The sequence below is a fragment of the Ruegeria sp. AL12 genome (genome assembly GCF_056540885.1).
In genome coordinates, this window is the sequence record NZ_JBQFXN010000009.1 from 1 (window position 1) to 12933 (window position 12933).

Annotated in this window: 11 protein-coding genes; 6 read left to right on the top strand and 5 right to left on the bottom strand. The window is 60.0% G+C overall.

Translation table 11 applies throughout. From position 1 onward, the window contains the following. Positions 1–111 precede the first annotated feature (111 nt). The 4 genes from pta (at position 112) to ACR0C6_RS17675 (ending at position 5760) form a co-directional block, all read left to right on the top strand. A complete protein-coding gene (gene pta / locus ACR0C6_RS17660) occupies positions 112–1119 on the top strand; it encodes a phosphate acetyltransferase (RefSeq protein ID WP_480447417.1) in 1008 nt (335 codons plus the stop codon). Between the two features lie 90 nt (positions 1120–1209). Continuing rightward, positions 1210–4029 (top strand): molybdopterin oxidoreductase family protein, encoded by a 2820-nt coding sequence (locus ACR0C6_RS17665; RefSeq protein ID WP_480620465.1) that lies wholly within the window; start codon positions 1210–1212, stop codon positions 4027–4029. Positions 4030–4138: 109 nt separating this feature from the next. Beyond that, the gene (locus ACR0C6_RS17670; protein WP_171172200.1) at positions 4139–4888 is read left to right on the top strand and encodes a 4Fe-4S dicluster domain-containing protein; all 750 of its coding nucleotides are present in this window, start codon (positions 4139–4141) and stop codon (positions 4886–4888) included. Continuing rightward, positions 4888–5760, top strand: a complete 873-nt coding sequence (locus tag ACR0C6_RS17675) for a dimethyl sulfoxide reductase anchor subunit family protein (protein WP_480620467.1) — start codon at positions 4888–4890, stop codon at positions 5758–5760. The genes ACR0C6_RS17670 and ACR0C6_RS17675 overlap by 1 nt, the downstream gene beginning before the upstream one ends. 134 nt (positions 5761–5894) lie before the next feature. On the opposite strand, the gene dapA is transcribed toward ACR0C6_RS17675, so the two are convergent. Further along, entirely contained in the window at positions 5895–6767 is an 873-nt protein-coding gene (gene dapA / locus ACR0C6_RS17680) for a 4-hydroxy-tetrahydrodipicolinate synthase (RefSeq protein WP_224858702.1), read from the bottom strand. 134 nt (positions 6768–6901) lie between these two features. On the opposite strand from dapA, the gene ACR0C6_RS17685 reads away from it, so the two are divergent. Further along, a complete protein-coding gene (locus ACR0C6_RS17685; RefSeq protein WP_480620468.1) occupies positions 6902–8875 on the top strand; it encodes a lytic transglycosylase domain-containing protein in 1974 nt (657 codons plus the stop codon). On the opposite strand, the gene ACR0C6_RS17690 is transcribed toward ACR0C6_RS17685, so the two are convergent. Both ACR0C6_RS17690 and mnmC2 read right to left on the bottom strand, forming a co-directional pair. Then, complete coding sequence (locus tag ACR0C6_RS17690) at positions 8849–9718, bottom strand: DMT family transporter (RefSeq protein WP_480620470.1); 870 nt, start codon at positions 9716–9718, stop codon at positions 8849–8851. The genes ACR0C6_RS17685 and ACR0C6_RS17690 overlap by 27 nt on opposite strands. Next, positions 9715–10380 carry a tRNA (5-methylaminomethyl-2-thiouridine)(34)-methyltransferase MnmC2 gene (gene mnmC2, locus ACR0C6_RS17695; protein ID WP_480620472.1) on the bottom strand — a complete coding sequence of 222 codons (666 nt, stop codon included), beginning with the start codon at positions 10378–10380 and terminating at the stop codon, positions 9715–9717. The genes ACR0C6_RS17690 and mnmC2 overlap by 4 nt, the downstream gene beginning before the upstream one ends. A 55-nt stretch (positions 10381–10435) precedes the next feature. Between mnmC2 and ACR0C6_RS17700 the strand changes: the two genes are divergently transcribed. Continuing rightward, positions 10436–11470: an NAD(P)/FAD-dependent oxidoreductase gene (locus tag ACR0C6_RS17700; RefSeq protein ID WP_480620474.1), complete on the top strand. Its 1035-nt coding sequence runs from the start codon at positions 10436–10438 to the stop codon at positions 11468–11470. Here the strand turns inward: ACR0C6_RS17700 and ACR0C6_RS17705 are convergent. Then, a complete protein-coding gene (locus tag ACR0C6_RS17705) occupies positions 11462–12253 on the bottom strand; it encodes an HTD2 family dehydratase (protein WP_480620476.1) in 792 nt (263 codons plus the stop codon). The two genes, ACR0C6_RS17700 and ACR0C6_RS17705, sit on opposite strands and share 9 nt — an antisense overlap. A 15-nt stretch (positions 12254–12268) precedes the next feature. Continuing rightward, positions 12269–12811, bottom strand: coding sequence for an NADPH-dependent FMN reductase (locus ACR0C6_RS17710; protein WP_171119885.1), 543 nt, complete (start codon positions 12809–12811; stop codon positions 12269–12271). Positions 12812–12933 lie beyond the last annotated feature (122 nt).

Below are 12933 nucleotides of genomic sequence, written 5' to 3' on the forward strand. Positions count from 1 at the left end.
TCGGCGAACCCTTCCGCCGCGACGCAATGAAAAAACCCGTCGCCGTCGCAGGAATCTCGGCCGAAGACATGAAAGTTCAGGAAGCGTGATCAAAGGACGAGGCCAGAGCGTATGACAATGACACCAATTGAACTGTTGCGTCAGAACGCCCCGGCCTCGCGCCCTGTGATTTCTTTATGCGAAGGCAGTGATCCCCGCGTCGTTGCGGGGGCACTGGCCGCCCACCAGGCCGGACTGGCTGATGTCATTCTGGTCGGTCCACAAGCCGACGTCGAAGCCACCCTCAAGAACCAGAATGCCGCTCGCTCTGACGGCGTCATGGTTCACGACCCGGCAACCTCGGACCTGACCGAGGAATTTGCCCAAACCTATTTTGAACTGCGCCAACACAAGGGCGTCGATCCGGCCAAAGCCCGCGCCGCCGTTGAAACACCGCCAGTCTATGCCGCCATGCTGGTACGCAGCAGGCGGGCCACTGGAACCGTAGGTGGTGCCGTTCACACGACCGGAGACATTGTACGCGCGGCCATTCAGGTGATCGGCATGGCCCCAGATGCCGGAATGGTATCATCCTTTTTCCTGATGTACCCGCCGGAAAACGCTCAGCCCGGAGCGCGGGCGATGCTCTATTCGGACTGCGGCCTGGTCATCGATCCCAGCGCTGACGAGTTGAGCAAAATTGCCGTCGCCTCGGCCAGATCGGCGCGGGCACTGCTGCGGGTTGACCCCAAGATCGCCATGCTCAGCTTTTCGACCAAGGGCAGCGCAAAGCATCCCGATGTCGACAAGGTGATCGAGGCCACTGAAACACTGCGCCAAAGTTCCCCGGATCTCGAGGTCGACGGCGAGCTTCAGTTCGACGCGGCCTTTGTGCCATCGGTCGGGGATCGCAAATCGCCCGGATCTTCGGTCGCCGGTCAGGCCAACGTGATGATCTTTCCCAATCTCGACGCGGGCAATATCGGCTACAAGATCACGCAACGACTGGGGGGTTACACCGCGATCGGCCCGGTTTTGCAGGGGCTGGCCCGACCCGCCAATGATCTTTCCCGCGGATGCAGCGCCGAAGATGTGACCCAGATGATCGCCGTGACGGCACTGCAAGCTATCAGGGAATAATACTCAGAACTCACGTCGTTTCCAGAACGATGTTCTCAAATCGGAAGGAAAGTGACAAAGTCCTCCCGACACAACCGACAGGACCCGCCAATGACCCATCAGCAGCCGATCCTTGAAACGTCTCCGAAAGTTTCGGACGAGGTCCGCAAAACCACCTGTTATATGTGCGCCTGCCGCTGCGGCATCAACGTTCACATGAAAGACGGCAAGGTCGCCTATATCGAAGGAAACCGGGACCACCCGGTAAACAAGGGGGTTTTGTGCGCCAAGGGCTCTGCCGGGATCATGCAGGTCAACGCCCCTTCTCGCCTGCGCAAACCGCTGAAGCGTGTCGGCCCACGTGGCTCGGGTGAATTTCGCGAGATTGAGTGGGACGAGGCGCTCAGCACTGCTGTGGGCTGGCTGAACGAACTGCATGAAACCGCACCGCAGAAGCTGGCCTTTTTCACTGGCCGCGACCAGAGCCAAAGTTTCACCAGTTTCTGGGCCCAGAATTTCGGCACTCCGAACTACGCAGCCCACGGCGGCTTCTGCTCGGTCAATATGGCGGCCGGTGGCATTTACACGATGGGTGGCGCGTTTTGGGAGTTTGGACAACCCGACTGGGATCACACCAAACTGTTCATGCTGTTCGGCGTTGCCGAGGATCATGACAGCAACCCGATAAAAATGGGGATCGGCAAGATCAAGGCGCGCGGCGCACGGGTGATCGGAGTGAATCCGATCCGGTCGGGCTATAACGCAATTGCCGATGACTGGGTCGGCATCACACCCGGAACAGACGGGCTGTTCATTTTGTCGCTGATCCACGTTCTGATGAAAGCCGGCAAGATCGATCTGGATTACCTGAGCCGCTATACCAATGCGCCGGTTCTGGTAAACGCAAGCGAGGGTGCGGAAAAGGGCCTGTTCCTGCGCGACGAGGACGGCAAGCCGCTGGTTATTGATCGCAAGACGGGCGAGCCAACCGCATTCGACAAGCCCGGCGTGCGCCCGGACCTGTCGGCGACATATGACAAGGACGGTGTGACGCACCGCCCCGTTTTCCACCTGATGGCCGAAAAATACCTCAGCGACGAACACGCGCCCGAGGCGGTGGCCGATCGCTGCGGCATCCCCGCCAAACGTATCCGGGCCATTGCCGCTGAAATCGCCAGGGTCGCTTTTGACGAAGCGATCGAACTGAATCAGGAATGGGTTGATTTTCGGGGTGAAAAGCACTCGAAGATGATTGGCCGTCCCGTCAGCTTCCATTCCATGCGGGGCGTATCAGCCCATGCCAATGGATTCCAGACCTGCCGCGCTCTGCATGTGCTGCAGATCATGCTGGGAACAGTCGAGGTACCGGGCGGTTTCCGCTTCAAGCCACCCTATCCCAAACCGGTCGAAGCACACCCGACGCCGCATGGCGACAGGCGTCCGGGACGCCCGCTGAACGGCCCGCATCTGGGCTTTCCACGTGGTCCAGAAGACCTGCTGCTGGACGACTGCGGCACGCCGCAACGCATCGACAAGGCATTCACCTGGGAAAACCCGATGTCCGTGCACGGGTTGATGCACATGGTGATTTCGAACGCAGCGGCTGGTGATCCCTACAAGATCGACACCCTGTTCATGTACATGGCGAATATGTCGTGGAACTCCTCCATGAACACCAAAGGTGTGATGGAGATGCTGACGGCCAAGACCGATGACGGCAATTACGTCATCCCGCGCATCATTTACTCCGACGCCTATTCTTCGGAAATGGTGGCTTATGCCGACCTGATCCTGCCCGACACCACCTATCTCGAGCGGCACGACTGTATCTCGCTGCTGGATCGCCCGATCTGCGAGGCCGACGCCGCAGCAGACGCCATTCGCTGGCCAGTGGTCGAACCCGACCGTGACGTGCGTGGTTTCCAGTCGGTTCTGATCGAGTTGGCCAACCGTATGAGCCTGCCGGGTTTCACGAATGAAGACGGCAGCCCAAAGTGGAAAGACTACGCGGATTACATCGTAAACCACGAACGACGCCCTGGCATCGGCCCGCTGGCCGGTTTCCGGGGTCCAGACGGCGACAAGGAAGGCCGCGGCGAGGTCAATTCGGATCAGCTGAACCGGTATATCGAAAACGGCGGATTTTATGTGGCGCATATCCCGGAAGGCGCGGATTACTACAAACCGTGGAACACCGCCTATCAGGACTGGGCCGTCGGGATGGGCATCTATGACAGCCCTCAGCCCTATCTGTTCCAGCTCTATTCCGAACCGATGCGCCGGTTCCAGCTGGCTGCCGAAGGTCACGGAGACCGCCAGCCGCCCGAGCACCTGCGCCAGCGCATCAAGGACACCATGGATCCGCTGCCGATCTGGTACGAAACCGACCAGCAGGGCAATGAAGGCTTCACCGTCAACGCTCTGACCCAGCGCCCAATGGCCATGTATCACAGTTGGGGCACACAGAACGCGTGGCTGCGCCAGTTGCACGGGCAAAACCCGCTGTACGTCCCGACCAAACTGATGCGAGAACACAACCTGCAAGACGGCGACTGGGCAAAAGTCAGCTCCCCCCACGGTGAGATCACCGTGCCGGTGATGGAGATGGCCGCGCTGAATGACAACACGGTCTGGACATGGAACGCCATCGGCAAACGCAAGGGCGCCTGGGCCTTGCAGGACGACGCGCCAGAAGCGACCAAAGGTTTCCTGCTCAATCACCTGATTCACGAATTGCTGCCGTCCAAAGATGATGGAATGCGCTGGGCCAATTCGGACCCGATCACTGGTCAGGCGGCATGGTTCGACCTGAAGGTCAAAATCGAAAAAGCCGACGCACCTGCCGATGCGCAAAGCCAGCCGAGTTTCGACCCGATCAAATCTCCTGTCGGAACCGGCCCTGAGAACCTGGCCTGGAAGGTGGGCAAATGACCCGGATCCGCACTTCATCTGGCCAAAAATATCCCGGGGGTGAATTGAGCCGCAGGCTCAAGAGGGGGCTGCCCCCCTCACCTGCCCTCCACAGCAGAGGTTCCCTGACATGACCCAGCTACCAAACTCCACTGACCGCAAGATGGGCCTGGTCATCGACCTGGACACCTGTGTCGGCTGCCACGCCTGCGTTATTTCCTGCAAAGGCTGGAACACGGAAAATTACGGCGCCCCTCTTTCGGATCAGGACGCCTACGGTGCAAACCCTTCGGGCACCTTTCTCAACCGCGTGCATTCCTACGAAGTGCAACCTGCCGACGGGCATGCCCAGCTGATCCACTTCCCGAAATCCTGCCTGCATTGCGAAGACGCCCCCTGTGTTACCGTTTGCCCCACCGGCGCCAGCTACAAACGGGTCGAGGATGGCATCGTCCTGGTCAATGAAAGCGATTGCATCGGATGCGGCCTGTGCGCCTGGTCCTGCCCCTACGGTGCGCGGGAACTTGATGTGGCCGAAGGCGTGATGAAGAAATGCACACTTTGCGTGGACCGCATCTACAATGAAAACCTCCCCGAGGTCGACCGTATCCCCTCCTGTGTTCGCACCTGCCCTGCGGGCGCAAGGCACTTTGGTGATCTGGGCGATCCCGACAGCGATGTCAGCCAGCTGGTTGCAGAACGGGGTGGCATGGACCTGATGCCGGAAATGGGCACCAAACCCGTCAACAAATACCTGCCCCCGCGCCCCAAGGACACCGTGGAAGACCAGATCGACATACTGGCCCCCCTGCTGGCCCCCATCGCTGACGAGCCCAAAGGGTTCCTCGGCTGGCTCGACAAGACGTTGGAGAAACTCTGATGCATCCCGCACCCTCCGTCATTCTGTTCACCACCCTGTCCGGTCTGGGATTTGGACTGCTGTTCTTTCTTGGCCTGGGGTTTCCGGCTGTCTCGGGTTGGGTGGCTTTTGTGTTCTTCGCCATTGCCTATGGTCTAGCCGTCGGCGGGCTTTTGGCTTCGACCTTCCACCTGGGCCATCCGGAACGGGCCTTGAAGGCGTTCACTCAATGGAAAACCAGCTGGCTCAGCCGTGAAGGTTGGTGTGCCGTACTCGCGCTGGTCATCATGGGGCTCTATGCGATTGGCGTGGTGTTTCTGGACCAGCGCTGGGGTTTTCTGGGCTGGATCGGCGCAGGGTTGTCGCTGGCCACAGTGTTCACGACCTCGATGATCTACACGCAGCTCAAGACCATCCCACGCTGGAACATGAACCTGACACCTGCCATGTTTCTCAGCTTCAGCCTGGCCGGTGGTGCATTGCTGGCAGGTCAGACAAGCGCAGCTCTGCCGCTGCTGTTGATCGCGGCGCTGGTGCAGATACTGTACTGGCGCAAAGGGGATCAGGCGTTTGCGTCATCGGGAACGGATCTGGGAACAGCCACCGGGCTTGGCGCACGCGGATCCGTCCGCGCCTTTGAGCCGCCCCATACCGGCACCAATTATCTGCTTCGAGAATTCGTTCACGTCGTGGGTCGCAAACACGCCGAAAAACTGCGGCTGATCTCGTTCACTCTGGCATTCGTGCTGCCGGTTCTGCTGTTGTTGCTGCCGTTCAATCACGTCTTCGCCCTGCTGGCCGTGGCCTCGCATCTGGCAGGTGTTGCAACGTCGCGCTGGCTGTTCTTTGCGCAGGCCGAACATGTCGTGGGGCTGTATTACGGCAAACGCTGAGGGGGCTCTGCCCCCGCCGCGGCAAGCCGCGACTCCCCCGGGATATTTTTAGCCAGATGAAGTCTGGATACATCAAAAAGAAAGGGCGGCGCTCAAGGTTTGAGGCCGCCCTTCGTCGTATTCTGAAATACCAGTCAGATCAGGCCGGCATGGGCCATTGCGGCCTCGATTGCATCCTTGGTGCTGTCTTCCAGCTCGGTCAGGGGTGAGCGGACTTCGGTGCTGCAAAGGCCCAGTTTGCTGAGTGCATATTTGGCACCGACAAGGCCCGGCTCGATGAAGATCGCCTCATGCAGCGGCATCAGCTTGTCCTGATACTCCAACGCTTTTGCATAATCTCCGGCCAGCGTGGCCTGCTGGAATTCGGCGCAGAGCCTGGGGGCCACGTTTGCGGTGACCGAGATGCAGCCAACACCGCCGTGCGCGTTGAAGCCAAGAGCCGTGGCGTCTTCGCCGGACAATTGGCAGAAATCTGCGCCGCAAGTTGCACGCTGCTGGCTGACACGGGCCAGATCGCCCGTTGCATCCTTGACCCCGACGATGCGAGGAAGCTTGGCCAGTTCACCCATTGTGGCAGGTGTCATGTCAATGACTGAGCGGCCCGGAATGTTGTAGATGATAATCGGGATATCCGCGGCCGCATGCAGCGCCTCGAAATGCGCGATCAGGCCACGCTGAGTTGGTTTGTTGTAATACGGCGTGACGACCAGTGCCGCATCCGCTCCGACTTTTTCCGCGAACTGAACGAAGCGGACAGCTTCGACCGTGTTGTTCGACCCGGCACCGGCAATTACAGGAACGCGGCCCGCAGCGGTTTTAACAACCTCTTCGATCACCGTTTCATGCTCTTCGTGGCTGAGCGTCGGGCTTTCACCGGTTGTTCCAACAGGCACCAGCCCGGTCGAGCCTTCGGATATCTGCCAGTCCACCAGATGTTTGAGCGTCTTCAGGTCCAACTCGCCGTTGTTGAACGGGGTGACGAGGGCTGGCATCGAGCCTTTGAACATGACACGCTCCTTCAAGGTGCATTTTGCAGTTTTTACGCCGCGGTTCCTCACGTTTCCAGCTTTGTGAGTTGATCCCAGCGACGCACGGTTTATCCTCACAGGCTCTATCCTCGGTTGGTTGGGAAATGCAAGGGATGACACGCTTTCTGGCACTGTTGACTGCTGTGATTCTGTATTCGGTGACTGCGACGCATTCAGCACGGGCAGATGCTGCTGCTGATTTGCGCGCTGGACTTAACGAAATGCGCAAAGGCGACTGGAACGCAGCGTTGCGCGTATCCGGCCAGCGAGGTTCCGTATCGCGCGATATCATTGTCTGGCACTGGCTGCGCGAGGGCTTCGGCAGCTCTGGCGACGTGTTGGTGTTTCTCGAACGTCGCCCGGACTGGCCCGGGCTGGCATGGCTGCGCCGCAAGAGCGAGCCTGTTTTCACCGGTGCCGATCCAGACAGGGTTCTGAAATTCTATGCCGGCATGCCGCCTCAGACGGCAGAGGGCGCGTTGAACTTTGCCGTCGCCCTGAAAGCCAAGGGACGTATCGGAGAGGCGGAGGCCGACATTGTGACCGCTTGGCGCACCATGCCAATGGGTTCGGGTCTGCAAAAAAGCTATCTGGAGAACTTTGCCAAACTTCTGAAGCCGCATCACGCGGCGCGCTTGGACAGAATGCTGTGGGACGGTCATCTTGTAAGCGCCGCGCAGATGTTGCCTTTGGTCGGTTCGGACGAACGCAAACTGGCCGAAGCGCGCATAGCATTGCAGAAACGCCAACCCGGTGTGGACACCAAGGTGGCAGCAGTTCCCAAGTCTCTGGCGGATGCGCCCGGGCTGGCCTTCGATCGTTTTGTCTGGCGCGACAAGAAAGAACTGGATGACAGCGCCGTCGATCTGATGCTGGCACGCTCTACCGGGCCTGACGCCCTGGGTGAGCCTGACAAATGGGCGGAGGGACGGCGCCGTCTTGCACGGCTTGAGATGCGATCGGGCCGTGCGGCGCGCGCATATGACGTGGCCGCCAATCATCACATGACCCCCGAAATGGGTTATGGCTATGCCGATCTTGAATGGCTGGCCGGTTTTCTGGCGCTTCGCAAACTGAACGATCCTGCCACCGCCGTTCGCCACTTCCAGAACTTTTCGGACGCCGTGAAATCTCCGATCTCGAAAGGCCGTGGTGGCTATTGGCTTGGGCGCGCTTACGCGGCATTGGGTGACGCGGACAAGGCGTATGACGCCTATGCGATGGGGGCCGATTACCAGACCTCATTCTACGGTCTGTTGGCCGCAGAACGGATCGGACGACCGTTTGATGCGGAACTGGCCAATCCGCGTCGCGCGCCGCATTGGCGGCAGGCGGAATTTGCCGATTCCAGCGTTTTGGAGGCCGGATTGCTGTTGCTGAAAGCCGGAGAAGCAAACCTGTCCGAACGGTTCCTGACCCATCTGGTCGAAAGCCTTGATCCAGTGCAGGCCAATCAATTGGGCGATCTGGTTATCGAACTGAAACAGCCGCATCTGGCCGTGATGATCGCCAAACGGGCGGCAACCACGGGCACCGTTCTGCCCGCAGCCTATTACCCGGTCCATCCCGTTGCAGATATGCGATTGCCGATGGCCAAGGAAATGACATTGGCCATCGCGCGCCGCGAAAGCGAGTTCGACCCGGTTGTCGTCAGCGGTGCGGGCGCGCGCGGCCTGATGCAGGTAATGCCCGCCACGGCCAAGCTGGTCGCGGGCGAGCTGGGCATTCTCAGCGGCCATCAGACGGGACGTTTGACCACGGACTGGCAATACAACGCAAAGCTTGGGGCCAACTATCTTTCCGGTCTGGCAGCCGATTTCAACGGCAACGTTGTGATGATGGCGGCGGGGTATAATGCAGGGCCAAGGCGCCCGATCTCGTGGATGGAACGCTATGGTGATCCACGCACAGGCGAGGTTGATATCGTCGACTGGATCGAGACGATCCCGTTCAGCGAAACGCGGAACTACGTGATGCGCGTGACCGAAAGCCTGCCGGTCTACCGTGCCCGCCTGGGACAACCTGCCCTTCCGATTCCGTTCTCGCAGGAGCTGATCGGATCATCTCTGGCGGCGTTCGCGCCATAAGGTGAACAAACCTGCGGCTACGACGATGGTTGCGCCCGCCACGACTTCGGGGCGCAACGTTTCGCCAAAGATCGAAATACCCAGGATCGCGCTCCAAACCAGGTGGAAATATGCAAAGGGTTGAACCGCACTGGCTTCTGCCACTTCGTAGCACTTGATCAGCAACCAGTGCCCGAATACCCCACTGACGCAAAGCAGCGCCATCCAGAGCCAGTCGCCGCGCGCCATCGGCTCCCAGAACCACATGCCAATCAAGGTCATCGCCACGGCACCGGCGACACCGGTCCAGAAAAAGCTGGTCGCCGCGCTGTCCTGACGGGCGACATATCGCGTCAAAAGACCATAGATCGCAAACAGCAAAGCGGAAATCAAAGGTATGACAGCCCATGGGTTAAAGACCCCGGCGCCCGGTTGCAGGATGATCAGAACGCCGATGCAGCCGACACCGATCGCGGCCCATCGCCGCCATCCGACCTTTTCGCCCAGCACCGGCCCGCTCAGCGCGGCGACAAGCAGAGGATAACAGATGAAAACCGCCATACTGTCGATCAGGCCAAGGACCGTAAAGCCGAACACCGCAATGCAGATCTCGGCCGCCAGCAACAAGCCCCGCACGATCTGCAAACCCAACTGACTTGTCTTTGTGGCCGCCTTCAGCCCACCGGGGGCGCGCGCGGCCAGAGCGATGACAAAAGCCGCAAAGAACCAATAGCGGATCATGACCACCATGTAGGTGTTGTAGGTTCCGGCCAGATGGCGCGAGATACCGTCCTGCAAGGCAAAGACAATTGTCGCGCCCACCATCAAAGCGATGCCCGCGCCGACATTGTTCTTCTGGGTCATGCTTTGTGTGCCCGTGTCATGTGCCGCTTGCGACCATAGCCGGGTGTGCGGGTCACGTTGAAACCGGCACTTTCAAGCCCCCGGCGCACGAAACCTGCGGCCGTATACGTGGCCGCGGTACCGCCTTTGACAGTGTGGTTTGCCACGTCCTGCAACAGGTCCGCGCCCCACAATTCGGGGTTCTTGGCTGGTGAAAACCCGTCGAGAAACCAGGCATCTGCCATTCCGTCCCAGTTCGGCAATGTCCTGCGCGCATCGCCGATCGCCACCTCAAACCGAAGCGAATCCAACACACATGTCCGTCCTGTCCAATGCGCCAGAAACCGACTGTTCCACGGATGCAATTCAGGAAAGGACCCGAGCGCGCGTTGCATGTCTTCCGGCGCCATGGGAAAGGCTTCGAAACTGGTAAAGCGCAATGGCCCTTTCTGACCGGATGCCTCCCATTCCGACCAGGCGGTCAGCAGGTTCAGGCCGGTGCCAAAACCCAACTCGGCAATGTGAAACCCCGGCGCAAACCGCGCAGGCAAATCATTTCCCGCCAGAAACACATGGCGCGTCTCTTCCAGCCCGTTCTGCAACGAGTAATATGGGTCGTCGAAGCGATCCGAGACCGGTATCTGATCTTCGGTCCACGTCAATTCGGCGCGCTGGTCTGCCATTGGGGAATCCTGTAGCTAAGCGGCGCGACACTGAACAAGGAAAAGGGAATTGGCAATGGTCGATGTGACGGTTCGCGGCGCAGGAATTTTCGGCCTGTCCATCGCCTGGATTTGCGCGCGCCGCGGTGCGAAAGTGCAGGTTGTTGATCCGTCCGGTCCCGGCGCCGGGTCCAGCGGAGGTCTGGTCGGCGCATTGGCCCCGCACGTGCCGGAAAACTGGAACGCCAAGAAAGCATTTCAGTTCGACAGTCTGATCATGGCTGAACCCTTCTGGCGACAGATCGAAGACACCGGCGGGGTTTCACCCGGCTATGGCCGGCTGGGCCGCCTTCAGCCGATCCCGGACGCGCGTGGTCTGGAACTGGCCCGCCAGCGCGAAGGCACCGCAGATGAGCTTTGGCAAGGTCGGGCGGAATGGCGTGTCATCACCACGGCCCAAGCGGGTTCTTGGTGCCCACCCAGCCCCACAGGCTTTGTCATTCGCGATACGCTGACGGCACGAATGCACCCCCGGCGGGCCTGTGCCGCGCTGGTCGCAGCCCTGGAGGTCATGGGCGTTCACATTGTCAGTGAAGCCGAGGACAAGGGGCAGGTCATCCACGCCACGGGCCTTGCAGGATTGCAGGAACTGAACGACGCCTACGGCAAGACCGTCGGAAATGGTGTCAAAGGGCAGGCCGCCCTGTTGCGCTTCGACGCGGGGGAAGTGCCGCAACTATTCGCCGACGCGATTCACATTGTCCCGCATGCTGACGGAACACTTGCGATCGGATCGACCTCGGAACGGAATTACGAGGACCCGACCAGCACGGACGAAGCTCTGGACGAAGTGATAGACCGCGCCACGCGCGTCCTGCCCCTGTTGCACGGGGCCGAGGTGATCGAACGCTGGGCTGGTGTGCGCCCGCGCAGCAAAAGCCGAGCGCCGATGTTGGGCGCCCATCCCCTGCATCAAGGGCAGTACATCGCCAATGGCGGGTTCAAAATCGGTTTCGGCATGGCCCCCAAAATCGCCGAGGTCATGGCCGATCTTATGCTTGAAGATCGGGATACGATCCCTGATGAGTTCCGGCCCGAAGCCTCATTGTGACTGCGCGACGGCTTGCATACATTGCCGCCCGTCAGGGCCACGCACCCACATGTTTTCACCCCTCCGGCACAACTGGGCATTTTCGAAATGCATCAATGGCGAAGTCGCGCGGAACGAAAACGAGGCGAGCGGACCGATCAGGTCAACCGCGAACAACATCAGAAGCTGCGCCAGAAGCGGCCCGTGCACGACCAGCCCGCCATATCCTTCAACATCGCGCGCATAGTCCAGATCATAGTGAATACGGTGGCCATTGAAGGTCAGGGCCGAGTATCGAAACAACAACGTTGAATCGAACCCGACTTCGCGGCAATCGGTCTCATCGGTGCGCGCTGTGGGCGGTTGGGGCATTTCAGCATCCGGCGCAGAATCTTCGCGATAAACGAGATCCTGCCACTCTGTCACGCGCAACAGACCGTTCTGCCAGATCTCGTGCCGCAAAGTGACAAAGCCCAACGGGCCGGACCGCCCCACCTTGGCGCTTTGACTTTCAAGAACCGATTTCTTTTCGGCGGTGATCCCTGCGATCAGAGGAGCGTGAAAGGTCAACCGCCCGCCGGCCCACATTCTGCGCGGCCACCCCATATCCGGGATCAAACCCCCAACCTTGGGATGCCCATCCCGGCCCAATGCGGCGGCCGGTTGCGGGGTCCAGAAATAAAGCTGATGGAAGAAGGGCGGCAATTCCGAACCACTGGCGATCGTTGCCACACCGCCCAGCGCCACCTGAAATGCCGCCGCGCGGGCCGGATCCAAGAGATCGGTCTGTCGCTCTTGCGTCATTTGCCTGAACCGCGATCAGAAACCGGCCTCGGCCCGGAGTTTCTGCATCAAGTCATGCAAAGACTTTTCGTACCGGTCCGAACGCAGCTTTCCCTGATCGTCGAATTCGTTCGAACTGTTCGCCAGATGGATTTCGGGCCCTTGCAGGATGCGCGGCTGAAATGGAACCATACAGGCCCGCAGGATCATCTGCGCCCGTTCCCCGCCTGCACGACCAGCGGCCGCCGACATTACCGCAACCGGTTTGTCGGCCCATGGATTGCCTTGCGTTCGGCTGACCCAGTCCAGCGCGTTTTTCAGAACGCCTGATGGACCCTTGTTGTACTCAGGTGTCGAAATGATCACCGCATCGGCCTGTGCGATCTGATTGGCCAGCGTATGAACCGCCTCGGGAATCCCTTCTCCGTCTTCCAGATCACCATCGTAGAGGGGCAGGTTCAAATCCGCTTCGACAAAGCTTGCCGGATCGAACAACCGTGCCGCCTCGCGCAGAAGCTTACGGTTGGTCGCGTTCTGGCGCAGGGAACCGGACAGGCCAAGAAGGGTCGGTTGAGACATCGGGAAAGCTCCGTTTCTGTGTTTCCCGCAAGTTAGACCGAGATCACCCCGATCCAAACCCCATTTGACGCACAGTCATTGCGCAAACCGAGCCGCCCATCGGGCGGCCCCGCTGTTCACGC